We start from the raw sequence: 22,745 nt of genomic DNA on the forward strand, positions 1-22,745 counted from the left end.
GGGGTTACGCGGCCTGCGGCGTCGCTTGGACAGCAGGCGACCGGCGCCGCCCTGACGGGTGGCGCCGGTGTCCGTGGTCCCGGTCTGTGTCATGGACGAGGCGGCCTACTGCCCCTGCTGGCCCTGGCCGCCGTGGTACGGGGCGGTGGGGTCGGTGAACTGCTGCTGACCCTGCTGGGGGGCCGGCTGCTGGTACGGCTGCTGCGGAGCCTGCGGGTACCCCTGGGCCGGGGACTGTCCCTGCTGCTGCCCCTGCGCCTGGTACTGCTGCGAAGGCTGTGCCTGGTACTGCTGCGGAGCCTGCGGCTGGTACTGGTTCGCCTGTGGCTGCGCGTACTGGGCGGGGTTCGGCTGACCCTGGGTGAGCGCCTGCGGCTCCTGGTCCTCGGCCGGCTTGTCGTCGTTCTGCATCTCCTTGATCTCGGACTTGAAGATGCGCATCGACCGTCCGAGGCCGCGGGCGGCGTCCGGGAGCTTCTTCGAACCGAAGAGCAGGAGCACCACCGCGAGGACGATGAGCCAGTGCCAGATGCTCAACGCACCCATGTCAACCTCCGTTTGTCTGACAACGTTTCCATGCTAGCGCACCCGCCGCCGGCGACGACACCTCGCAAACCCAGGAAACCCCCCGTGACCTCGTCGTTCACCGGGAATTCACGCGCTGGTCGCCAGAGTCGTCGCCCGTCTCGTAGACGGCCAGGCCCTCAGCGGCACGGCGGGCGACCTCGGCGGCGAGCCCGGGGTCCGCGGGACGCACCACATCGGCGTGCCCGAGCAGGAAGCGGAGCAGCCACGCACGGTCGTGATAGGCGATCTCGACGTCCAGATCGCCGTCGGGGCGGCGGACCACCGTGTGGAAGCGGAACTCGTCGAGGAACCACGCCGCGGCTGCCGGGACACGGGCGGCCTCCAGGCGGACGTCCCCCTCGCCGTCGTCCTGTGGCTCCGGGCCGAGCGCGCGGCGCGGTCCCACCTCCTCCACCCCGCTCATCCGATCCGTGCGGAAGGTCCGCCACTGACCGGACGAGCGGTCCACGCCGTGGAGGTAGGAGTGACCGTCGGCGACGGACAGGCGGGCCGGGTCCACGACGCGTGTGGTGGAGGTGTCGGAGCTGGCCGAGTGGTAGACGAAGCGCAGCGCCCGGCCGTCGTGCACCGCGGTCCGCACCACGTCCGCGTCGGAGTCCGCCGACTCGCGGCGCGCGTCGGCGGCGGTGACGCGGGCGTCGGAGCCGGTGGCCGCGCGCAGCGTCGTGAGCAGGTCGCGCAGCGCGGTCTGGTCGATCACCTCGGGCTGGCCGAGGAAGACGGCCAGACCGGTCTCCAGGGTGACCGCCTCGGCGGCGGTGAGGCGCACGGGGCGGTCGATGCCGGCGGTGAACGTCACCTCGACCATCTCGGCGTCGTCGAGGTCCTCCGAGGAGAAGGCCAGGTCGATGAGATCACCGGGGCCGTAGCCGGGGAGGCCGCAGGACCACAGCTGCCACAGGGCGTCGCGGAGCTGCTTCTCGCTCATGCCGAGGTCGCGGGCGGCGTCGGCCACGCGGACGGGACCGCGGGTGTGGAAGTACGGGACCACGCTGAGCAGCGTCGCGAGCGGGACGGAGCGGGGACTCATCGGACGGCCTCCTCGGCGGCACTGAGGATCGACACGACGCGCACCCGCAGCTCCGCCGGCTCGAGGGCGACGGCGTCGGGACCCTGGGCGGCCACCAGCGCGGACAACTCGCCCAGCGGCGCGGCGAGGCCGAGGTCGGCGCCCGACCTGCCGAAGCGTTGTGCGGGCGTGGCGGACCGGGCCATCGCGCGCAGCTCGGCGGCGCGCCCGTCGGCCACCCACACGGTGGCCTCGAGTAGCGGGTTGAGGCGGGAGACGGCGTCGTCGAGCAGCGCCAGGACCTGCTCGGTGGGCGGCACGGGGACGGTCCGGGTCGCGCGCGTCGCCCTGACGTCGGAGATGCGGACGAGCCGGAAGGTGCGGGGCTCGCCGCGGTCGAGGTCGTGGCCGACGAGGTACCAGTGCCCGTGGCGGGAACCGGTCCACCACGGCTCCACCCGCCGGGTCGTCGGATCGGAGGCGCCGGCCGGGGTGTGCGAGAACGTGAGGCCGGTGCCCTCGGCGACCGCCTCGGCCACCAGGGCGGCGGTGGCGAGCTCGGCGGGGTCGGCCACGGAGACGGTGGCGCCGGCGTCGTGGACCGGGTCGATCCCGGCGGCGGTGAGCTTGGCCAGCGCCCCGCCGGCGCGGGCGGCCCGCTCCCCCTCACGCCACACCTCGGCGGCCACGGCGAGCACGCCGGCCTGCTCGGGCGTCAGCGTGATCTCGGGCAGCTCGTACCCGTGGGCGGGGATGCGGTACCCGGCGGGCGAGCCGGGCGCGAGCGACGCGCCCTGTTCGAGCGGCACGCCGACGTCGCGCAGCTCCCGCTTGTCGCGTTCGAACATCCGCAGGAAGGCGTTCTCGGATTCGCAGTCGTCGTAGCCCTGGACCATCCGGCGGATCTCGTCGGCCGAGAGGAAGGCGTTGGTCGACCTCAGGCAGATGACGAGGTTGACCAGGCGTTGCGACTTCGAGGTGGACACTGCTGGAACGCTATCGTCCGAGCGCGGCGATGAGATCGTCGACACGCGGGTCGACCTCGGCGAACGGGTCGGTCAGCGCGACGGTGGGCATGGTGCCGTCGGATACCTTGAGGTGCACCCAGTCCACGGTGAAGTCGCGTCCGGCCTCCCGTGCGGCGGTGATGAACCGGCCGCGCAGCGCGGCGCGGGTGGTCTCGGGGGCGACGGCGCGGGCGCGCGCGACCGCGGCGTCGTCGACGACGCGCGAGACCATCCCCCGGCGTTCGAGCACGGAGTGCAGCCCCCGTCCGGGCCGGATGTCGTGGTAGGTGAGATCGATCTGCGCGAGGCGCGGGTGGTCGAGATCGGCACCCGTCCTGGCCTGCACCTGCCGGATGAGACGCAGCTTGGCGGCCCAGTCGACGTCGGCGGCGATCGAGTCGTGGTCCCCGGACTCCACGGCGTCGAGGATGCGCTCCCACAGGGCCACGCAGTGTTCGACGTCGGGGCGGTCGTCGCGCTCCCAGCCGCCGGCGTCGAGGTAGCGCCGGACCGCGCCGAGGAACTCGCGCTGGATCTCGAGCGCGGACATGGTGGTGCCGTCGGTGAGGGCGACGGGGCGGGCGCCGGTGAGGTCGCGGCTGATCTCGCGGATCGCGCGCACGGGGTGCGCGACGGCCATCGGCCGCAGCTCGACGCCGGCCTCGATCATCTCCAGCACGAGCCGGGTGCTGGCGACCTTGAGCAGTGTCGAGGTCTCGATCATGTTGGAGTCGCCGACGATCACGTGCATGCGCCGGAACCGCGTCGAGTCGGCGTGCGGCTCGTCGCGGGTGTTGATGAGCGGGCGCGAGCGGGTGGTCGCCGAGGACACGCCGTCCCACATGTGTTCGGCGCGCTGGGAGAAGCAGTACACCGGCTCGGAGCTCTCCCCCAGGCCCACGCCGGCGGGAGTGCCGGTCAGGATCTTGCCGGCGCCGCAGATGAGCTGCCGGCTGACGAGGAACGGCAGCAGGGTGTTGGCGATGCCCCGCACCTGGGTGCTGCGGTCGAGCAGGTAGTTCTCGTGGCATCCGTAGGAGTTGCCCACGGAGTCGGTGTTGTTCTTGAACAGGTAGACGCGGGCGTCGATGCCCTCGTCCGCGAGGGACTGTTCGGCGGCCAGGGCGAGGTCGTCGACGATCCGCTCCCCCGCCCTGTCGTGGGCGACGATCTGTCGCAGCCCGTCGCATTCGGCGGTCGCGTACTCGGGGTGGGAGCCCACGTCGAGGTAGAGGCGTGCGCCGTTGTCGAGGAAGACGTTGGAGCTGCGCCAGCGCTCCACGACGGGGCGGAACAGGTAGCGGGCGATCTCGTCGGCGCCGAGCCCACGAGCGCCTTCACCGCTGACGCTGGTGATCCCGAACTCGGTCTCGATCCCGACGATGCGACGGATCATGGGGCTCTACTGCCCGCCCTTCTGGACGTAGGACTTCACGAACTCCTCGGCGTTGGTCTCGAGGATGTCGTCGATCTCGTCGAGCAGCGAGTCGGCGGAGGTGGTGTCGGCGGCCTTGACGACCTGCCCGGCCTCGTCGTCGGGGTCGGCCGGGCCGCCGGCGTTCGTCTGGATCTGGGACATGGTGTCTCCTCGTGTGTCTGGGCGGGACGGGTCTGTGCGGGCCGTCAGTACGGGTCGGGCCCGTCGGGCCCGAGGAAGTCGGGATGGGCCTCGCAGTACTCGCGGGACCCGAGGTAGGGGTCGGTGAGGTCGACGTGGCGTTCGTGGCCGCGGGAGTCGACGACGACGACGTGGTCCCACCCGGCGGCGCGGATGCGGTCGCCGAGTTCGGCGAGGAAGCGTCCCCTGGCCCAGGCCCGCGTTCGTGCGGGCGGGGTCGTGACCGCGGCCTCGACCTCGTCGTCGGTGACCAGTCGGCGCATGGCGCCCTTGGCGACCAGGCGGTTGTAGAGTCCGCGCCGCGGGTCGATGTCGTGGTACTGGACGTCGATGAGGGCGAGCCGGGCGTGGTCCCAGTCCAGGCCGTCGCGGGTGCGGAAGCCCTCCAGTAGCCGGAGCTTGGCGGGCCAGTCCAGTCGGTCGGCGCACGACATCGGGTTCTCCTCGAGCGCGTCGAGGATCCCGCGCCACTCGTCCAGGACCTCGAGCGCCCAGCCCGGGCGGCCCGTGCCGTCGCCGACGACGCCCGCGACCCGCTCGAGGATCTCGCGCTGGAGGGCGAGGCCGGTGACGTTCCGGCCGTCGGGCAGGGGCACGGTCGCGCGGAGCGACGGGTCGTGGCTGATGGTGTGGACGGCCTCGACGGGGTCGACGGGCAACAGGTCGGAGAAGTCGACCCCCGCCTCGATCGCGTCCAGCACGAGGCAGGTGGTGCCGATCTTGAGATAGGTGGCCAGCTCGGACATGTTCGCGTCGCCGATGATGACGTGCAGGCGGCGCCACGTCTCGTCCGGGGCGTGGGGCTCGTCGCGGGTGTTGATGATGCCGCGGCGCAGCGTGGTCTCGAGCCCGGTGAGGACCTCGATGTAGTCGGCGCGCTGGGCGAGCTGGTATCCGGCCGTCTCCCCGGACTGGCCGATCCCCACTCGGCCCGCCCCGCAGAACACCTGGCGGGACAGCAGGTGCGGGGCCAGGCTCACGGTGAGCCCGTCGAAGTCGACGTCGCGGCGCACGAGGTAGTTCTCGTGGGCGCCGTAGGAGGCGCCCTTGCCGTCGACGTTGTTCTTGTAGAGCTTGAGCTCGGCGTTGCCCTCCGTGGCCGACGACTCGACGCCCGCGCGGTGCATGATCACCTCGCCGGCCTTGTCCCAGATCACCGCGTCGCGTGGGGAGTCGACCTCGGGAGCCGAGTACTCGGGGTGGGCGTGGTCGACGTAGAAGCGGGCCCCGTTGGTCAGCACCCGGTTGGTCACCCCGAACTCGCTGGGGTCGTAGGCACGGGCCGCGCCGAGATCGAAGCCGCGGGCGTCGCGCAGGGGGGACTCCGAGCCGTAGTCCCAGCGGGCCTCGTCGGCTCCTCCCGCGGTCTCGCCCGGGTCGGTGTAGGCCTTGATCACCTGGGTCGAGGTGACCACCGAGCTGAGCAGCGGCTGCCCGACGGCGACGATGCCGAACTCGATCTCCGTGCCGATGACGCGCCCCCGCGGGTTCACTGCCCGGCTCCCCGGTTGGGGACGGAGACCTCGATGACGCGCTCACCGCGGACACCGGTCAGGCGTGCCCACTCCTGCGGGTTGGACGTGTTGGGCAGGTCCGTGTTCTCGGCGAACTCGGCGTCGACCGCGTCGAGGAAGTCGTCGGTGGTCAGGCCCCGGCCGGTGCCGTGGACGATGTCCTTGATCGCCAGCTTCTTGGCCCGGTCGACGATGTTGCGCAGCATCGCCCCGGAGGTGAGGTCGGCCAGGTACAGCGACGACCGCCGGCCGGAGGCGTACACGAGGTGCACGTAGGTCGTGGAGGCGTCACGCGTGTAGAGCCGGTCGACGATGCGCTCGATGAGCTCGCGGACGTGGGTCTCACGGTCCGCGTCGCCGACCTCGACCGGGTCGAAGCGCAGGTCCGGGGTGATGTACTTGGCGAGGATGTCCGCCGCCGCGTCCCGGTCGGGCCGGTCGATGCGGATCTTCAGATCCAGGCGGCCTGGCCGGAGGATGGCGGGATCGATCATGTCCTCACGGTTGGAGGCGCCGATCACGATGACGTTGCGCAGGTCCTCCACGCCGTCGATCTCCGCGAGCAGCTGCGGGACGATCGTCGTCTCCATGTCCGAGGACACGCCGGACCCGCGGGTGCGGAAGATCGAGTCCATCTCGTCGAAGAAGACGATCACCGGGTTGCCCTCGGTGGCCTTCTCCCGCGCCCGCTCGAAGATGGACCGGATGTGCCGCTCGGTCTCGCCGACGTACTTGTTGAGCAGCTCGGGGCCCTTGATCGAGAGGAAGTACGAGTTCGGGTACCGGCCGTCGCTGACGTCGTCACCCCGGGCCACCGCGGCCGCACGCGCCAGAGAGTGGGCCACGGCCTTGGCGATGAGGGTCTTGCCGCACCCGGGAGGGCCGTAGAGCAGGACGCCCTTCGGCGGGGCCAGGTGGAACTCGCGGTACAGGTCGTGGTGGACGAACGGCAGCTCGATCGCGTCGCGGATCTGCTCGATCTGCGGCCCCAGACCGCCGATGTCGGAGTACTCGACCGTCGGGATCTCCTCGAGGAGGAGCTCGTCGACCTCCGCCTTGGGCACCACCTCGTAGGCCACGCCGGCCTTGGGATCGACGAGCACCGCGTCGCCGGGGCGGACGGGTGCGGGGTGCTCGGCCGTGCGCGCACCGCGCAGGGCGGCGGCGAGGACCACGATGTGCTCCTCGTCGTTGCCCATGACCACCCGCGCCCGCACGCCGTCGGCGAGCACGTCCCGCAGGACGGCGGTCACGCCGGTGACCGGGAGCTCGCTCGAGACCTCCAGAACGGTCATGGCCTCGTTGAGGCGCACGGTCACGCCCGGGGTCAGGTCCGCGGCGTCCACGCCGGGGGCGATCGCCAGGCGCATGCGGCGGCCGGCGGCCATGACCTCGACGGTGTCCGCGCCGGCGGGACGGGTGAGGACCACGCCGTAGGTACTGGGCGGGGTACCGAGCCGCTCCACCTCGCCCTTGAGGGCCTCGAGCTGGTCGCGTGAGTCCTTGAGCAGTTCCGCGAGCCGGACGTTGCGGGCGCCGAGGGCGTCGATCTTGATCGACTTCTCCCGATCCGATCGGGCCCCCTCGTCCACGGCCTTGCGCAGCCGCGCGAGTTCGGCGCGGTCGACCGCCACCCTGTCCTCGCCCTGGCTGGCCGGGGAACGTCCCTCGGTCACGCGATCACCTGCCCTCCTGGTCGTCGACGGGTCTCCTCGTCGTCGTCCCCTCCACCCTATCGCCGGGGTGCCACGCGGGTGGGCGCGCGCTCCCTCAGCCCTTACCGCTGCGACGCTTGGGCTTGAGGGTCGTCACCCCCTCGGCGAGGCGACGCGCGGTCACCAGGAACGCGGTGTGGCCCTGCATGCGGTGCTCGGGGCGCACGGCCAGTCCCACCACGTGCCACCCACGGTTGATCGACTCCCACGCGCGGGGCTCGGTCCAGCACTGCTGGCGCCGCAGCGCCTCGACGACGTCCGACAGTTGTGTGGTCGTGGCCACGTAGGCCACCAGCACCCCACCCGGCACCAGGACCTCGCTCACCGTCGGCAGGCATTCCCACGGCGCGAGCATGTCCAGCACCACGCGATCGACCTGACCGCCCAGCGCCTCGACCGAGGTCTCCGCCAGGTCCGCGACCCGGAGGTCCCAGTTCCCGGGGTGCTCACCGTAGAAGGTGCGGACGTTGCGCTCGGCGTGCTCGGCGTGGTCTTCGCGGATCTCGTAGGAGAACACCCTCCCTTCCGGGCCGACCGCCCGCAGCAGCGAGCACGTCAGGGCCCCCGACCCCGCGCCGGCCTCGAGGACACGGGCGCCGGGGAACACGTCGCCTTCGTGGACGATCTGCGCGGCGTCCTTGGGATAGATCACCTGCGCGCCGCGCGGCATCGACAGCACGTAGTCCGTGAGCAGCGGGCGCAGCGCGAGATACTGCGCGTCCTTGGTCGAGGTGATGATCGATCCCTCGGGCGCACCGATGAGATCGTCGTGGCGCACCGCGCCGTGGTGGGTGAAGAACTCCGCACCCTCGACCAGCACGACGGTGTACTTGCGCCCCTTGGTGTCGGTGAGCTGGACGCGGTCACCCACGACGAACGGGCCGGATCGCTGCACGGGACCTCCAGAGGACGGGGGGTCGGTTGTCCGACCGGTTGTCTACCCTGCCAGGTGTGACGGATCCCCTCGAAATCGGTGGCATCCCGGCAGCGGGCGACGTACCCCTGCCGGAGCGCAAGCCCCTCGCCCTGTCGGCCTCTCGCGCGTCCGACTACCGGCAGTGCCCGCTGCTGTACCGGCTGCGCGCCGTGGACCGCATCCCGGAGCCCAAGACTCGCGCCCAGGTCCTCGGCACGGTCGTCCACTCCGTGCTCGAGGAGCTGTACGGACTCGAGCAGTCCGAGCGGGCGCCGCAGCGCGCCGCGGAACTCGTCCCCGCCGCCGTCGAGCGCTTCTACGCCGAGGAGGACGGCGCGACGGTGGTCCCGCTGTCCGACCGCGCCGACTTCCAGGCGCAGGTCGCGGCGCTGGTCGCGGCGCTCTACGGCGTCGAGGACCCGCAGCGCTTCTCCCCCGCCTCCTGCGAGCAGTACCTGGTCACCGCCACCGCGGCCGGCACCCCGCTGCACGGCTTCCTCGACCGGGTCGACGTCGCGCCCACCGGGGAGGTCCGGGTGGTCGACTACAAGACGGGTAAACCCCCGCACCCGCGCTTCCAGGACCAGGCGATGTTCCAGATGCGGTTCTACGCCCTGATGTACCAGCGCATCCACGGTGTGCTGCCCGCGCAGCTCAAACTCATCTATCTCAAGAACGGCAGCTGGCTCACCTTCACCCCGGACCACGCGTCGCTCGTCGAGACCGAGGCGTCGCTGGACGCGCTGTGGTCGGAGATCGAGCGGGCCGGGCAGACCGGTGACTTCCGCCCCCGCACGTCGCGCCTGTGCGACTGGTGCAATCATCAGGCGCTGTGTCCGGCGTTCGGCGGCACCCCGCCCGAGTACCCGGGGTGGCCGGGGACCCGCGTGGTCCCCGCCGGCGCACACGATCTGTTGACCGGGCGAGGAGAACCGAGGAGTTCATGATGACGGAGGCCTACTTCGAGCCGCTGGGATCCGACGACGGCTGGGAGGTCTTCCGCGCGACCCCGCACACCGTCAGCGCCTGGGGCCCGGACCTGCAGCACGGAGCGCCGCCCTCGGCCATCCTCACCCGCGCCATGGAGCGCCTCGACGCCGGCGGCGGCGCACGCATCGCCCGCGTGGCCGTCGATCTGCTGGGGCCCGTCCCGCTCGGTGAACTGCGGACCCGTGCCCGCGTGGCCCGACCGGGCCGCCGGATCCAGCTGCTGGAGTCGGAGCTCGTCGCCGGCGGACGGACCGTCGCGCGGGCGAGCGCGTGGCGGCTGGCCACCGGCGACACCACCCACGTCGAGCAGGCGGCAGAGGCGCCGCGCGTACTACCGGACACCGATCACAACGGCGACTTCTTCACCCGCTGGACGAGCGGCTACATCGACTCGCTCGAGATCCGCGGCGCCGAGGACGGCACCGTCTGGGCCCGGCCCACTCTGCCGCTGGTCGCCGGGGAGGAGCCGACGCCCGTCCAGCACGTGATGTGCGTGGCCGACATCGCCAACGGGGTCGGCGCGGTCCTCGAGCCCGCCGAGTGGCGGTTCCTCAACACCGACCTCGTCACGCACCTGCACCGACCGCCCGTCGGACGCTGGATCGGCGTGGCCGCCCGGGCGTCGATCGGGCCGGACGGGGTCGGCGCGACCTCCGGGACGCTGTTCGACGAGAAGGGCGCGATCGGCGACACCCTGCAGGCGCTTCTCGTCGAGCCGGTCTGAACGCCGCCGGCCGGCCCCGCACACGCAGCGCGGGGCCGGCCGGACCGGTTCTCGGGTACGCCGGGGCGGATCAGCCCATGCGGCAGGAGCGGATGTCGGTGGCGATGATCGCCTTCGCCCCGGCCTCCGCCAACTCGTCCATGATCGCGTTGACCTTCTTCCGGGGGACCATCGAGCGCACCGCCACCCAGGCCGGGTCGGCCATCGGGGACACGGTCGGCGACTCGATCCCCGGCGTGATCGCCGAGACGGAGTCGAAGATCTCCTTGGGGCAGTCGTAGTCCAGCATCATGTACTGCTGGGCGAAGACGACGCCCTGGAGCCGGGCCCGCATCCGCGCCACCGCCGGGGACGACACGGCGTCGGTGCGACCGATGAGCACTCCCGCCGAGTCGCACAGGACGTCCCCGAACGCCTCGAGGTCGTGCACCTTGAGCGTGCGACCCGATCCGACGACGTCCGCGATGCAGTCGGCCACCCCGAGCTGGATCGAGATCTCCACCGCCCCGTCGAGCCGGATCACCTCGGCCTCGATCCCGCGCTCGCGCAGATCGCGTCGGACGATGTTGGGATAGGAGGTGGCGATCCGGGCCCCGGCGAGACGCTCGGTGGTCCACCCGGCACCGGCCGGGCCTGCGTAGCGGAACGTGGAGTGGCCGAAGCCCAGGTCGAGCAGTTCATCGACCTCGGCCATCGAGTCGGCCGCCAGGTCGCGGCCGGTGATCCCCAGCTCGAGGCGGCCCGACCCGACGTAGACGGCGATGTCCTTGGGGCGGAGGAAGAAGAACTCGACGTCGTTCTCACGGTCGATGAGCGAGAGGTCCTTGCTCCCCTCGGGGCGGCGGCGGTAACCGGCCTCGGAGAGCATCTCGGAGGCGGATTCGGACAGGGCGCCCTTGTTGGGCACTGCGACGCGCAGCATGATGGCGGCTCCGGAGGTTCGGTGCGTGCGGGTGGTGGGCGGGGCGGCGCCTACAGATGTCGGTAGACGTCCTCGAGGGTCAGTCCGCGCTTGAGCATCATGACCTGGGTCCAGTACATGAGCTGGGAGATCTCCTCCGCCAACTCCTCGTCCGACTGGTACTCGGCCGCGATCCAGACCTCTCCGGCCTCCTCGATGACCTTCTTGCCCAGATGGTGGACGCCCTTGTCGAACGCGGCGACGGTGCCGGACCCCTCGGGGCGCGCGGTGATGCGCTCGGAGAGCTCGGCGAACAGGGAGTCGAAGGTCTTCACGCGGCCTATTGTCCCACAGCCGCGCCCACGGGTGACCCCGAGGTGAGCGCGTGGAGCCCCGCGACGTCGACCCCCTCGAGCGTCGAGTGCGTGTGGGCCCCGGCGACGTCGGGCTGACCGTCGGTGGACGGGATGTAGAGGACGCGGCACCCGGCCGCGACCGCCGCCGTGGCCCCAGTCACCGAGTCCTCGACCGCGACCGCCGACCCGGGCTCGACGCCCAGCTCGGCGCAGGCGAGCAGGTACGGGTCCGGCGCCGGTTTCCCTTCGGCCACCACGCAGCCGGTGACGACCACGTCGAATCGGGACCGGTCGATGAACTCAAGGGGCACCACGGCGACGTCGGCGGTCGTGTTGGTCACCAGGGCGACGGGGACCCCGGTCGCGGCGATGTCGGCCAGCAACTCCTCGGCACCCGGCCGCCACCGCATGTCGGTCCGCATCAGCTCGGTGACGCGCGAGTTGAGGCGATGCGCGAGACGGTCGAACTCCTCCCCTTCGATCCGGCGTCCGGTGTATTCGCCGAGGATCTCGAAGAACCCGTGCAGGGAGTTGCCCAGTGTCCGCTCGCGGGTCGCCTCGTCCAACGGCCGCCCCATGTGCTCGGCGAGCTCGAAGACGGCGGTGTCCCACAGTCGCTCGGTGTCGACGAGGGTGCCGTCCATGTCGAGACACACGGCGGCCGGGAGCTGGGCGGGAGAGGTGCTGGTCACGGCCTCCTGTCTACCCGAACCGGGTGAACCGGGGGTGACGCGCGGCAGCCCGACGGCGGCCCCTCTTCCGTCAGCAGTCCTGCGGCGGGACGATGAACCGTTCCGTGTGCGTCGCGGAGGCGAACGGCGCCACCGAGCCGGGTACCGCCGTGGGCAGGGCGGATCTGCTGGCGGTGACGGTGACCGCGACCCATCCCCGACCGGTGTGCGTGGCACCGATCCCCACCTCGGGTCCCGTGGACTGCACGGTCTGCGTCCCCCGAGCGTCGGTGTCCAGGTTGTGCCACTCCACCGTCGCCGAGTTGAACGGGAAGAGGGTCGCGGAGAAGTCGAAGCATCCGATCGGCTGGTCGAGATCCCTCGCGTTGGCGGCGATCGCCTGGTGGAATCTGTCATCGCCACTCCGCAGGCAGCTCGGGAAGACGCCGAAGCGGATCGTGTGCTCGCCACCCAACGGGTAGGGCATGCGGACGTCCCAGGCGGGCGAGTCGTGCCACACCTGTGCGGAGGCCGCCGGGGCGGCGGCGACGGCCGCGCCCCCGGCGAAGACGGCACCCGCCACGGCGAGGGCGGCGGATTTGCGGATGCTGGGCATGACGGTCTCCTTCAGCCGGATGAAGGTGATCTTACCCACCCGGGATCCGGCCGACCCTTCGTCCGACGGTTCAGACGTTGAAGTACTTCGCCTCCGGGTGGTACAGCACGAACGCGTCCGTCGACTGCTCCGGGTGCAGCTGCAACTCCTCGGACAGGACCACCCCGATGCGCTCGGGCTCGAGCAGGTCCACGACCACCTTGCGCGACTCCAGATCCGGGCAGGCACCGTAGCCGAAGCTGTAGCGGGCTCCCCGGTACTTGAGGTTGAAGTAGTCCTGGATGCTGTCGGGGTCCTCGTCGGAGACCGATCCGTCGGGCAGCGTGAGCTCGTCGCGCACGCGTCGGTGCCAGAACTCCGCCAGCGCCTCCGTGAGCTGCACCGACAGTCCGTGCACCTCGAGGTAGTCCCGGTAGTTGTCCCCGGCGAACAGCTCGTTGGCGAAGTCCGCGATCGGCGACCCCATCGTCACCAGCTGGAACGGCAGGACGTCCACGGTCCCCTCCGCCTCGCAGCGCTCGCGGGAGGCCACGAAGTCGGGGATCGCCAGGAAGCGGGAGCGCTGCTGCCGCGGGAAGGCGATCTTGTGCAGCACCTCGGCGTCGGGGCGGGGCTCGGCCAGCACCCAGATCTCGTCGCCGACCGAGTACGCCGGGAAGTAGCCGTAGACCACGGCCGAGTGCGACAGGATGCCCTCGGTGGTGAGGCGGTCGATCCAGGCACGCATGCGCGGCCTTCCCTCGGTCTCCACCAGCTCGTCGTAGTCCGGCCCCTCCCCGCTGCGGGTGCCGCGCAGGCCCCACTGCCCGAAGTACAGCGCGCGCTCGTCGAGGTGCCCGAGGTAGTCGGCCACCGGGATGCCCTTGGCGATGCGGGTGCCCCAGAACGGCGGGGTCGCGATCGGCTGGTCCGCGGCGACGTCAGAGCGCTCGGGGATGACCACGGGCTCGGCCTCGGCCGCGCGCTTGGCCGCGATCCGCTCACTGCGGGCACGGCGCTCGCGCCGCTCGGCCGCCTTGGCCGCGGCCTCCGAGGACTGTGCCATCGGCACGCCGGTCCGCTTGGCCGTCATCACCTCGTCCATGAGCCGCAGGCCCTCGAACGCGTCACGCGCGTAGAACACGTCGCCCTGGTACATCCCGGCGAGGTCGACCTCGACGTAGGAGCGGGTCAGGGCCGCGCCGCCGAGCAGCACGGGGAACTCACCGGCGATGCCCTCGGAGTTGAGCTCGGCGAGGTTGTCCTTCATCACCACGGTGGACTTCACCAGCAGGCCGGACATGCCGATCACGTCGGCCTTGTGCTCGCGGGCGGCGGAGATGATCTCCGATATCGGCTGCTTGATGCCGATGTTGACCACGTCGTAGCCGTTGTTGGACAAGATGATGTCCACGAGGTTCTTGCCGATGTCGTGCACGTCGCCCTTGACCGTGGCCAGGACGATCCGTCCCTTGCCGTCCTCGTCGCTCGCCTCCATGTGGGGCTCGAGGTGGGCGACCGCCGCCTTCATCGTCTCGGCGGACTGCAGGACGAACGGCAGCTGCATCTGACCGGAGCCGAACAGCTCACCGACCGTCTTCATCCCGCCGAGCAGGTGCTCGTTGATGATCTCCAACGGGGGGATCTCCGCCATCGCGGCGTCGAGATCCTCTTCGAGTCCCTTGCGCTCGCCGTCGACGATCCGCGCGGCCAGGCGCTCCATGAGCGGCATCGCCGCGAGCTCGGCGGCGCGGGCGTCCTTGGCTCCGGCCGCGGAGACGCCCTCGAAGAGCTCCATGAACACCTGCAGCGGGTCATAGCCCTCGCGGCGACGGTCGTACACCAGGTCCAGGGCCACCTCCCGCTGGCGGTCGTCGATCTTGCTCATGGGCAGGATCTTGGAGCTGTGCGCGATGGCCGAATCGAGACCGGCCTGGACGCACTCGTGCAGGAACACCGAGTTGAGCACCTGGCGGGCGGCCGGGTTGAGGCCGAACGAGATGTTCGACAGACCCAGCGTCGTGTGGATCCGCGGGTGGGCCTCGGTGAGCCGACGGATCGCCTCGATGGTCTCGATGCCGTCGCGGCGGACCTCCTCCTGCCCGGTCGAGATGGGGAAGGTCAGACAGTCGATGATGATGTCCTCCTCCGCCATCCCCCAGTTCCCGGTGAGGTCGGCGATGAGCCGCTCGGCGATCTCGACCTTGCGGTCGGCGGTGCGGGCCTGGCCCTCCTCGTCGATCGTCAGGCCGACGACGGCCGCGCCGTGCCGGGACACGAGCCGCATGATCCGCTGGAACCGCGAGTCCGGCCCCGCGCCGTCCTCGTAGTTGACCGAGTTGACCGCGCAGCGACCGCCCAGCTTCTCCAGGCCGGCCCTGATGACCTCGGGCTCGGTCGAGTCGAGCATGATCGGCAGCGTCGAGGAGGTGGCCATCCGGCCGGCCAGCTCGGCCATGTCCCCGGAGCCGTCGCGGCCGACGTAGTCGACGCAGAGGTCGACCATCTGGGCGCCGTCGCGCATCTGCTCCTTGGCGATGTCCATGCAGGTGTCCCAGTCGGAGGCCAGCATCGCCTCGCGGAACCGCTTGGAACCGTTGGCGTTGGTGCGCTCGCCGATCATGATGATGCCGGCGTCCGCGCGCAGCGGCGTGGAGGTGTACAGCGAGGCGACCGCGTTGACGGGCTCCACCGTGCGCTCGGCCTTGGTCCGTGCGCTCACCTGCTCCTTGAGCCGGGTGATGTGCTCGGGCGTGGTGCCGCAGCACCCGCCGACCATCGACAGTCCGAACTCGGAGACGAAGTCGGCCACCTGGGGCGCGAACTCCTCCGCACCCAGCGGGTAGACGGCGCCGTGCTCCCCCAGCTCGGGCAGGCCGGCGTTGGGCATGACCGACACCGGGATCTCGGCGTGCCGCGACAGGTAGCGCAGGTGCTCGACCATCTCGGCCGGCCCCGTGGCGCAGTTCAGGCCGATCATGTCGATGCCCAGCGGCTGCAGCGCGGTCAGTGCCGCGCCGATGTCCGATCCGAGCAGCATCGTGCCGGTCGTCTCGATGGTGACGTGCGAGATGATCGGCAAACGCCGTCCCGCGGCCGCCATGCCGTCCTGGCACCCGAGGACCGCGGCCTTGACCTGCAGCAGGTCCTGGCTCGTCTCGATCAGGTACGCGTCCGCTCCCCCGCGGGCCAGCCCCTCGGCGGCCTTGGAGTACGCGTCACGGATGTCCTCGAAGGTGGTCTGCCCCAGCGAGGGCAGTTTGGTCCCGGGCCCGAGCGACCCCAGCACCATCCGCGGGGTCCCGTCCTCGGACGGGCCCATCTCGTCGGCGACCCTGCGCGCGATCGCCGCACCCTTCTCGGCGAGCTCGCCGATCCGGTCGACGATGTCGTAGTCACCCAGGTTGGACAGGTTGCACCCGAAGGTGTTGGTCTCGACCAGGTCGGCTCCGGCCTCGAAGAACGCACGGTGGATCCCCTCCACCACGTCCGGCCGGGTCGCGTTGAGGATCTCGTTACAGCCCTCGAGACCCAGGAAGTCCTCATCCACGTCGAGATCGACAGCCTGAAGCATCGTGCCCATCGCCCCGTCACCGATCAGTACTCGCCGACGGGCGGCGTCCAACAAGGGCGAATCGAAATCGACAGACATGGGCCCAGTGTATGGGTGTCTCCGGATCGGAGGTACGTAGGCTGTACTGATGACTGTCGAATGGAGTCCCGACGGGCATCTCGATCTCGAGAACCCGGTGATGATCGTGGCCTTCGAGGGCTGGAACGACGCGGCGGACGTGGCGACCGGCACCATCGAACACCTCGCGCTCAACTGGGAGGCCCGCCAGATCGCCGAGGTCGGCGGAGACGAGTTCTTCGACTACCTCGAGCAGCGGCCCGTCGTCCGGTTCGCCGGCGGGGTCTCGCGCTCGGTGGAGTGGCCGCGCATCGTCGTCTCGGCGTGTCGGCCGGACGGCGTTGCCAACGACGTCCTGCTGGTGCGCGGGCCCGAGCCGGCCCTGAAGTGGCGGCGGTTCGCCTCCGAGTTCGTCGACCTCGTCGACACCCTGGGCGTCTCCCAGGTCGTGCTGCTGGGGGCCTACCTCGCCGACGTGCCGCACACCCGCCCGGTGCCGCTCACCGGTGCGGCGTTCAGCCGTCAGCGGATGACGACCATGGGCGTGGCCCCCTCGGACTACGAGGGGCCGACCGGGATGTCGGGCGTGCTGCAGCAGCTGCTCACCGAGGCGGGCGTGCCCACCCTGAGCCTGTTCGCGGGCGTGCCCCACTACGTGGCCTCCCCGCCCAACCCGCGCGGGACCGAGGCGATGTTGTCGTGGCTCGCCGAGAACCTCGGGATGGCCGTGCCGATGGACGCGCTCCGCGTCCAGGCCCGGACGTGGGCCGAGCGTGTCGACGCCGCGGCGAGCGAGGACGAGGACCTGCGCGACTACATCCGGTCCCTGGAGGACCGGCTGGACGAGGAGTCGGGGGTCACGCCGGGCGTGGACCCCGAGCCCGACCGCGGCCGCGCGTCCGGCGGGGAGGCGATGCCACTGGTCGACGGCGAGGCGATCGCCGCCGAGTTCGAGCGCTTCCTGCGGGGTGACCGGGACGAGCCCGACGCCGGCTGACCGGCGTCAGACGGCGATCGTCGGGATCCCCATCAGGGCGTCCAGCGCGGTCGCGATGCCGGCGCCGGCGGACGGGTCGGAGTCGTCGCCGTCCAACGTGGCGGACGCCCACGCGTCGATCACCGCGAGCGCGCCGGGCGTGTCGAGGTCGTCCGCGAGGCGCTCGCGCATCTCCGCGATCACGGGCGCCGCGTCCGCGCCGACCCCCCGGCCGATGGCCCGGCACCACAGGCCGTACCGGGCGTGTGCCCGCTCGAGCAGCTCATCGGACCACGAGCGGTCGACGCGGTAGTGCCCGGCGAACAGCCCGAGCCGGATGAGGGCGGGATCCACTCCCTGCTCGCGCAGCGCCTGCACGCGCACGAGGTTGCCGAGCGACTTGCTCATCTTGACGCCGTCGAGGCCGATCATCGCGGCGTGCACGTAGAACCGCGCGAACGGTCGCCGGCCCGCCGCGGCCTCCGCGTGCGCGGCGGAGAACTCGTGGTGGGGGAACGCCAGGTCGCTGCCGCCGCCCTGGATGTCGAACTCCATCCCGAGCCGGTTGCGGGCGATCGCCGAACACTCGATGTGCCAACCCGGTCGGCCCGCCCCCCAGGGGGACGGCCACGACGGCTCGCCGGGCCGTTCGACCCGCCACAGCAGGGCATCCAGCGGGTGTTCCTTGCCGGGCCGGTCCGGGTCGCCACCGCGCTCGGCGAACGCGACCGCCATCTCGTCGTCGTCGTACCCCGACTCGTATCCGAAGTCGGCGGTGGCTCTATGCCGGTAGTACACGTCGGAGTAGCCGTCGACGTCGGGGTCGATCCGGTAGGCGTGGCCGCGGTCGAGCAGCTCGCCGACCATCTCCACCACCTCGTCGATCGTCTCGGTGGCCGCGACGTAGTCGCGCGGCGGTAGCACCCGCAGCGCCTCCATGTCCTCGCGGAACAGGTCGGTCTCCCGGTCTCCCAGCTCTCGCCAGTCGACCCCGTCACGCTCCGCGCGCTCGAACAGCGGGTCGTCGACGTCCGTGGTGTTCTGGACGTAGTGGACCTCGTGACCCGCGTCCAGCAGTTGCCGGTAGACGAGGTCGAACGTCAGGTAGGTCGCCGCGTGACCCAGGTGGGTGGTGTCGTAGGGGGTGATCCCGCAGACGTACATGCCCGCGACCGGGCCGGGCGCCACCTCGCGGACCTCACCCCCGGCCGTGTCGAACAACTTCAGGGGGACGCCGTCGCCGGGGACCGAGGGGACGACAGGCGAAGACCACGAGTGCATGGGGCCGAGTCTAGAGACCGCCCGGTCAGAAGAGCGGCCAGGGTAACGGGTAGCCCGGCCCCGGGACGGGGAACGTCCGACTCGCCAGCAAGGTGTCGACCCGCTCGCACAGTGCCGCGATCTCGGCGGCGGACAGCAGGCCGGAGAGGGTGCGACGCAGCTCCCCACCCGCCTCCAGGCCGCGGCGCACGAGCTCGAGACCCTCGACCTCGGCGCCCTCGAGGGGCTGGCCCGCCCACCCCCACAGGACGGTGCGCAGCTTGGGATCGGTGTGGAACGACAGACCGTGATCGATCGCCCACACCACCCCCGCGGCGTCGACCAGGACGTGCCCGCCCTTGCGGTCGGCGTTGTTCACCACGTGGTCGAACACCGCGATCCGGCGCAGCCGGCCGTCGGTGACGTGGGCGACCACCACGTCCTCACCGCGGGAACCCTCGCCGCGCAGCACCACGGCACGGCCGTGCGGCACCGCGTCGGCCGGGTGGACGTCGACCGGGTCGTGACCGGGTGCGTGCTCGCGGTCGACCTCCTCGATCCACCGCTGCGCCATGCCCGGCCCGCCGGGGCCGTGAGCCGCGACCGTCTCCGGTACCAGGCCCCAGCCCGATGCCTCGGACACGGCGTAGGCGGCGATCTCGCGCGCCGCGAGACTGCCGTCGGGGAAGTCCATCAGCGGGCGCTCCCCCGCCGACGGCTTGTACACCCAGCTGTCGCCCCGCTCGTCGACGCAGTGGTAGACCGCGTTGCTTCCGGACGGGATCCGGGACAGGACGGTGAGCTCGGGGCCCGCCGGACGGTCGGTCACGGGTCGATGAGGTCGGTGAGCGCCTCCCCCGACCGCGGCAGGTACCCGTTGAGGCGGACACACAGGTGACCGGTGGTGTCGATCGGCTCGCCGCACAGCGGGCACGGCGCCCGGCCCGCGGAGACCACGCGCTCGCTGCGCAGGACGAACTGGCGGGCACGCTGCGGGGTGAGGAACACCCGCAACGCGTCCGGGGCGTCCTCGGCGTCCGACAGCACCACCGACTCATCCGTGGCCGACGGGTCCATCGCCAGCAGTTCCACGACGATCTGGTTGCGCTCACCGTCCCAGCCGAGGCCCATGGTGCCGACCTGGAACTCCGCGTCGACCGGCATCTCGAGCGGGTCGAGGTCGTCGACGTCCCCTCCGGCCGGGGGCACGGGGATGTCGGACTTGGCCGCGATCTCGTCGAGCAGGTCGCCCATCCGCTCGGACAGGATCTGCGCCTGCTGCTTCTCGCAGCGGACGGAGATCGTCCGGCCCGCCTCGGTGGCCTGGACGAAGAAGACGCGTTCGCCCGGCTGGCCGACCGTGCCCACCACGAACCGGGCCGGATCGCGGAACTCGTGGACTGCCCTGCTCATGCCGGTCGTCTCCTCGGGTGCTTGATGGTGCTGCGGATCATCAGGGTACGTTCCCGCCGGGCACCGCGTCCGAGCTGGCGTGGCCGGGCGTCGGCTCACCGACCTGGCCGGCCGGCTCCCCTCGCAGGCTGGCGAGGTCGCCGCCGGTGTCGTTGACCCGGAGGACGAACGGTCGGTGGGGTGTGTAGCGCACGACCGACATCGAGGCGGGTTCGACGACGATCCGCTGGAACTGGTCCAGATGCATCCCGTACGCGTCGGCGAGCACGGCCTTGATGACGTCACCGTGGCTGCACGCGACCCACAGCACGTCCCGGCCGGCCCGTTCGGCGAGCCTCCGATCGTGTCCGCGGATGGCCGTCACCGATCTGCCGGCCATCCCGGCGAGCGACTCCCCCCCCGGGAAGACCGCGGACGAGGGGTGCTGCTGCACCACGGACCACATGTGCTCGGCGGTGAGGTCCTTGAGGGGACGGCCGGTCCAGGTGCCGTAGTCCACCTCCACGAGGTCCTCCTCGACCTCTGGTTCCACTCCGAACTGTGCAGCGAGCGGCTCGACGGTCTGCCGGCACCGCATCAGAGGCGAGCGGACGACGGCCTCGACCGGCAAGCCCTCCAGCCGCCGGCAGAGGTCCTGCGCCTGGGCGTGACCGGTGTCGTCGAGCCCGACGCCCGGGGTGCGGCCGGCCAGAGTGAGGGCTGTGTTGGCGGTGGAGCGGCCGTGCCGGAGCAGGATGACGGTCATACCGGCAGGTTACCGACGCCCCGGCCGGTGCGGTCAGGTCGCGGGGATGGTCCCGGTGCCGAGCAGGATCATCACCAGGGCTCCCAGGAGGATCCGGTAGCCGGCGAACCAGCCCAGCGAATGGTTCTGGACGAACTTCAGGAACCAGGCGATCGCGGCGTAGCCGATGACGAACGCGACGGCCGTGCCGACGAGGAGCTGCCACCCGGTCGCGGCCTGGCCGGCGCTGGGGTCGAACGCGTCGGGCAGGCTGAAGAGCCCGGAGGCGAGCACGGCGGGGATCGCGAGGAGGAATGAGAACCGGGCGGCGGCCTCGCGCGATATGTTGAGGAAGAGACCGGCCGAGATGGTGCCCCCCGAGCGGCTGACGCCGGGGATGAGGGCCAGACACTGGGCCAGGCCCATGACGATCGCGTCCTTCATCGACAGTCCCTCGAGCGACTTCGCGTCGACCGGTCGGTCCTGCCTGCCGAACCTCTCGGCGGCCAGGAACACGAACGAGAACACGATGAGCACGATCGCGGTGATCCAGAGGTTGCGGGCGGCGTCCCGGATGAAGTCCTTGCCGACGAACCCGATGATCGCGATCGGGATCGACCCCACGATGACGAACCATCCGAGCCGGTAGTCCGGGTCGTCCCGTCGGGCGGAGTCGATCACGCCACGGAACCACGCCACCAGGATGCGGACGATGTCCTTGAAGAAGAAGACCAGGACGGCCAGTTCGGTGCCGAGCTGGACGACGGCGGTGAACGAGGCGCCGGCGTCCTCGCCGAAGAACCACGTCGAGAAGATCCTCAGGTGTCCGGACGAGGACACGGGCAGGAATTCGGTGAGTCCCTGGAGAACGGACAGGACGACGACCTGGAGCCAGGACATCCCCTCCGCGCCCTGGGCGAGGACCGATGTGTTCACGTGTGCGGTTTCCTCTCGGCAGCCTGCGGCTCGGACGCGGTCGCGTCACGACACGCCGCGAGAGTAGTCGCCCGGACCTGGACGGGGACCCCGGACCCGCGTGGTGGACAATGGCGGGCAGTCGAAAGGAACATCGTGCACCGACGTGTCCTCCGCCGTTCCGGCGTGCCCGCCGCCCTCATCGCTCTCGCGATCGGCCTGACCGCCTGCTCCTCGCCCACGAGCGAGCTCGAGGAGCAGAACCGTGTCGCGCAGGGCAACGCGGCCCCCGCCGAGTCCCCCCAGGTCTCCGACCCGTCGGGGGGCGAGCTCATCCCGGTGCCCGGGTCGGTCCGCGCCCTGGTCGCCACGGGCGACCGGGTGGCTGCGCAGGTCGAGAACCCACCGTCGCTCGAGCTGGGCCGGGTCGACGGCACCAGCTGGAGTGCGGAGGACTCCGTGCCCCTGCCGGCCGGGGCGGGGTCCGCCTCGGCCGCGCACGACGGGACCGTGCTGGTCCCCCACGGCGACGGTGTCGTGCTGGTCTCCCCCGACGGCGGGGTCCGCGAACTCTCGGGCCTCGGGCCCGTCTCGGCCGCCGCCCTCACCCTCGACGGCCGCCTGCTGACGGGGACCCCCGACGGCGAGATCGTCGTGCGCGACGCCGGCGGCGCGGAGCAGCACCGCATCGACGGGTTGACGTCGGTCGACGAGATCAGCGTCTCCGGCGACGGGTCCGTCACCGCCCTGAGCCGACCGGACACCGTGATCGCCAACATCGACCTCGAGGCGGACCACGCCGGGCCGCTCCTGCGCGCGGGCAAGGGCGCGGGGCTCCTCGACGAGCTGGGGGAAGGCTCCGTGATCGCCAGTGACACCGTCGGCGGCACGCTGCTCGTCTACTCCACCTCGCCCGTCCGGCTGCACCAGCAGTTCCCCGTCGCCCCGGCCCCGTGGGCGGTGGCCGAGGACCCGACCCGTCAGGTCGTGTGGGTCGCCTCCACTGGAACGAACACCATCCAGGCGTACGATCTCGGCGACGGCGTGGGGATCCTGCGGGCGGACATCCCGACGGTCCGCCAGCCGGATTCCCTGGCGGTCACGGAGTCCGGCACCGTGGTGGTCGGGTCCGCCGACGGCGCAGGGCTGCACCTCCTCCGTCCGACCCTCACCGAGCCGGCGAGCTGATCGCACCGACGACCCACGTCCCATCGAGGAGGAC

General features: G+C 71.4%; 22 protein-coding genes. 4 read left to right on the forward strand and 18 right to left on the reverse strand.

The features are described 5' to 3' along the window. Nucleotides 1-105: 105 nt before the first annotated feature. From tatA to VYL96_RS07805, 8 genes are all read right to left on the reverse strand, one after another. The gene (tatA, locus tag VYL96_RS07770) at nt 106-546 is read right to left on the reverse strand and encodes a Sec-independent protein translocase subunit TatA (protein ID WP_007629290.1); all 441 of its coding nucleotides are present in this window, start codon (nt 544-546) and stop codon (nt 106-108) included. A 97-nt stretch (nt 547-643) separates the two neighbouring features. Next, entirely contained in the window at nt 644-1,618 is a 975-nt protein-coding gene (locus VYL96_RS07775) for a helix-turn-helix transcriptional regulator (RefSeq protein ID WP_131885967.1), read from the reverse strand. Beyond that, a complete protein-coding gene (locus VYL96_RS07780; RefSeq protein ID WP_131885966.1) occupies nt 1,615-2,583 on the reverse strand; it encodes a helix-turn-helix transcriptional regulator in 969 nt (322 codons plus the stop codon). Before VYL96_RS07780 ends, VYL96_RS07775 begins: the two co-directional genes overlap by 4 nt. Nucleotides 2,584-2,593: 10 nt before the next feature. Next, nucleotides 2,594-4,000, reverse strand: coding sequence for a Pup--protein ligase (pafA, locus tag VYL96_RS07785; RefSeq protein WP_131885965.1), 1,407 nt, complete (start codon nt 3,998-4,000; stop codon nt 2,594-2,596). A 6-nt stretch (nt 4,001-4,006) separates the two neighbouring features. After that, complete coding sequence (locus tag VYL96_RS07790) at nt 4,007-4,183, reverse strand: ubiquitin-like protein Pup (RefSeq protein WP_131885964.1); 177 nt, start codon at nt 4,181-4,183, stop codon at nt 4,007-4,009. 44 nt (nt 4,184-4,227) lie between these two features. Then, nucleotides 4,228-5,715, reverse strand: a complete 1,488-nt coding sequence (dop, locus tag VYL96_RS07795) for a depupylase/deamidase Dop (protein ID WP_131885963.1) — start codon at nt 5,713-5,715, stop codon at nt 4,228-4,230. Next, nucleotides 5,712-7,412: a proteasome ATPase gene (gene arc, locus VYL96_RS07800; RefSeq protein WP_131885962.1), complete on the reverse strand. Its 1,701-nt coding sequence runs from the start codon at nt 7,410-7,412 to the stop codon at nt 5,712-5,714. Before arc ends, dop begins: the two co-directional genes overlap by 4 nt. 94 nt (nt 7,413-7,506) lie before the next feature. Continuing rightward, nucleotides 7,507-8,346 (reverse strand): tRNA (adenine-N1)-methyltransferase, encoded by an 840-nt coding sequence (locus VYL96_RS07805; protein WP_061228722.1) that lies wholly within the window; start codon nt 8,344-8,346, stop codon nt 7,507-7,509. A 56-nt stretch (nt 8,347-8,402) separates the two neighbouring features. Here VYL96_RS07805 and VYL96_RS07810 point away from each other — a divergent pair, with 56 nt between their 5' ends. Then, a complete protein-coding gene (locus VYL96_RS07810; RefSeq protein ID WP_061915041.1) occupies nt 8,403-9,314 on the forward strand; it encodes a RecB family exonuclease in 912 nt (303 codons plus the stop codon). Beyond that, nucleotides 9,314-10,081, forward strand: coding sequence for a thioesterase family protein (locus VYL96_RS07815; protein ID WP_131885961.1), 768 nt, complete (start codon nt 9,314-9,316; stop codon nt 10,079-10,081). Before VYL96_RS07810 ends, VYL96_RS07815 begins: the two co-directional genes overlap by 1 nt. A gap of 70 nt (nt 10,082-10,151) precedes the next feature. On the opposite strand, the gene hisG is transcribed toward VYL96_RS07815, so the two are convergent. The 5 genes from hisG to metH all read right to left on the reverse strand — a co-directional run bounded on the left by hisG (nt 10,152) and on the right by metH (nt 16,256). Then, nucleotides 10,152-11,003, reverse strand: a complete 852-nt coding sequence (hisG, locus tag VYL96_RS07820; RefSeq protein WP_007629272.1) for an ATP phosphoribosyltransferase — start codon at nt 11,001-11,003, stop codon at nt 10,152-10,154. 50 nt (nt 11,004-11,053) lie between these two features. Next, entirely contained in the window at nt 11,054-11,317 is a 264-nt protein-coding gene (locus VYL96_RS07825) for a phosphoribosyl-ATP diphosphatase (protein ID WP_007629271.1), read from the reverse strand. A 5-nt stretch (nt 11,318-11,322) separates the two neighbouring features. Continuing rightward, the gene (locus VYL96_RS07830; protein WP_131885960.1) at nt 11,323-12,030 is read right to left on the reverse strand and encodes an HAD family hydrolase; all 708 of its coding nucleotides are present in this window, start codon (nt 12,028-12,030) and stop codon (nt 11,323-11,325) included. A gap of 70 nt (nt 12,031-12,100) precedes the next feature. After that, complete coding sequence (locus VYL96_RS07835; RefSeq protein WP_131885959.1) at nt 12,101-12,664, reverse strand: hypothetical protein; 564 nt, start codon at nt 12,662-12,664, stop codon at nt 12,101-12,103. Between the two features lie 31 nt (nt 12,665-12,695). Continuing rightward, a complete protein-coding gene (gene metH, locus VYL96_RS07840) occupies nt 12,696-16,256 on the reverse strand; it encodes a methionine synthase (protein WP_131885958.1) in 3,561 nt (1,186 codons plus the stop codon). A 49-nt stretch (nt 16,257-16,305) separates the two neighbouring features. On the opposite strand from metH, the gene VYL96_RS07845 reads away from it, so the two are divergent. After that, a complete protein-coding gene (locus VYL96_RS07845) occupies nt 16,306-17,232 on the forward strand; it encodes a PAC2 family protein (RefSeq protein WP_007629264.1) in 927 nt (308 codons plus the stop codon). A gap of 6 nt (nt 17,233-17,238) precedes the next feature. Here the strand turns inward: VYL96_RS07845 and mshC are convergent, their stop codons facing one another. The 5 genes from mshC to VYL96_RS07870 are packed head-to-tail and all read right to left on the reverse strand — an operon-like array spanning nt 17,239 to nt 21,508. Then, entirely contained in the window at nt 17,239-18,492 is a 1,254-nt protein-coding gene (mshC, locus tag VYL96_RS07850) for a cysteine--1-D-myo-inosityl 2-amino-2-deoxy-alpha-D-glucopyranoside ligase (protein WP_131885957.1), read from the reverse strand. Between the two features lie 25 nt (nt 18,493-18,517). Next, a complete protein-coding gene (locus VYL96_RS07855) occupies nt 18,518-19,300 on the reverse strand; it encodes an Rv2133c family protein (RefSeq protein ID WP_131885956.1) in 783 nt (260 codons plus the stop codon). Next, entirely contained in the window at nt 19,297-19,884 is a 588-nt protein-coding gene (locus VYL96_RS07860) for an Rv2134c family protein (protein WP_061228711.1), read from the reverse strand. The genes VYL96_RS07855 and VYL96_RS07860 overlap by 4 nt, the downstream gene beginning before the upstream one ends. A gap of 40 nt (nt 19,885-19,924) precedes the next feature. Further along, nucleotides 19,925-20,629, reverse strand: a complete 705-nt coding sequence (locus tag VYL96_RS07865) for a histidine phosphatase family protein (protein WP_131885955.1) — start codon at nt 20,627-20,629, stop codon at nt 19,925-19,927. 33 nt (nt 20,630-20,662) lie between these two features. Then, nucleotides 20,663-21,508 (reverse strand): undecaprenyl-diphosphate phosphatase, encoded by an 846-nt coding sequence (locus VYL96_RS07870; protein ID WP_131885989.1) that lies wholly within the window; start codon nt 21,506-21,508, stop codon nt 20,663-20,665. Nucleotides 21,509-21,679: 171 nt separating this feature from the next. On the opposite strand from VYL96_RS07870, the gene VYL96_RS07875 reads away from it, so the two are divergent. After that, the gene (locus VYL96_RS07875) at nt 21,680-22,711 is read left to right on the forward strand and encodes a YncE family protein (RefSeq protein ID WP_131885954.1); all 1,032 of its coding nucleotides are present in this window, start codon (nt 21,680-21,682) and stop codon (nt 22,709-22,711) included. Nucleotides 22,712-22,745 lie beyond the last annotated feature (34 nt).

It is taken from the genome of Dietzia maris, assembly GCF_036287335.1.
Taxonomy (GTDB): Bacteria; Actinomycetota; Actinomycetes; order Mycobacteriales; family Mycobacteriaceae; genus Dietzia; species Dietzia cinnamea.

What these genes read in the sequence shown, in the direction of transcription:
- VYL96_RS07790 (WP_131885964.1), bottom strand. Translation starts at nt 4,183, where the DNA reads ATGTCCCAGATCCAGACGAACGCCGGCGGCCCGGCCGACCCCGACGAC.
- VYL96_RS07870 (WP_131885989.1), bottom strand. Translation starts at nt 21,508, where the DNA reads ATGTCCTGGCTCCAGGTCGTCGTCCTGTCCGTTCTCCAGGGACTCACC.
- VYL96_RS07860 (WP_061228711.1), bottom strand. Translation starts at nt 19,884, where the DNA reads ATGAGCAGGGCAGTCCACGAGTTCCGCGATCCGGCCCGGTTCGTGGTG.
- VYL96_RS07815 (WP_131885961.1), top strand. Translation starts at nt 9,314, where the DNA reads ATGACGGAGGCCTACTTCGAGCCGCTGGGATCCGACGACGGCTGGGAG.
- tatA (WP_007629290.1), bottom strand. Translation starts at nt 546, where the DNA reads ATGGGTGCGTTGAGCATCTGGCACTGGCTCATCGTCCTCGCGGTGGTG.
- VYL96_RS07845 (WP_007629264.1), top strand. Translation starts at nt 16,306, where the DNA reads ATGACTGTCGAATGGAGTCCCGACGGGCATCTCGATCTCGAGAACCCG.
- VYL96_RS07865 (WP_131885955.1), bottom strand. Translation starts at nt 20,629, where the DNA reads ATGACCGTCATCCTGCTCCGGCACGGCCGCTCCACCGCCAACACAGCC.
- hisG (WP_007629272.1), bottom strand. Translation starts at nt 11,003, where the DNA reads ATGCTGCGCGTCGCAGTGCCCAACAAGGGCGCCCTGTCCGAATCCGCC.
- mshC (WP_131885957.1), bottom strand. Translation starts at nt 18,492, where the DNA reads ATGCACTCGTGGTCTTCGCCTGTCGTCCCCTCGGTCCCCGGCGACGGC.
- pafA (WP_131885965.1), bottom strand. Translation starts at nt 4,000, where the DNA reads ATGATCCGTCGCATCGTCGGGATCGAGACCGAGTTCGGGATCACCAGC.
- VYL96_RS07775 (WP_131885967.1), bottom strand. Translation starts at nt 1,618, where the DNA reads ATGAGTCCCCGCTCCGTCCCGCTCGCGACGCTGCTCAGCGTGGTCCCG.
- metH (WP_131885958.1), bottom strand. Translation starts at nt 16,256, where the DNA reads ATGTCTGTCGATTTCGATTCGCCCTTGTTGGACGCCGCCCGTCGGCGA.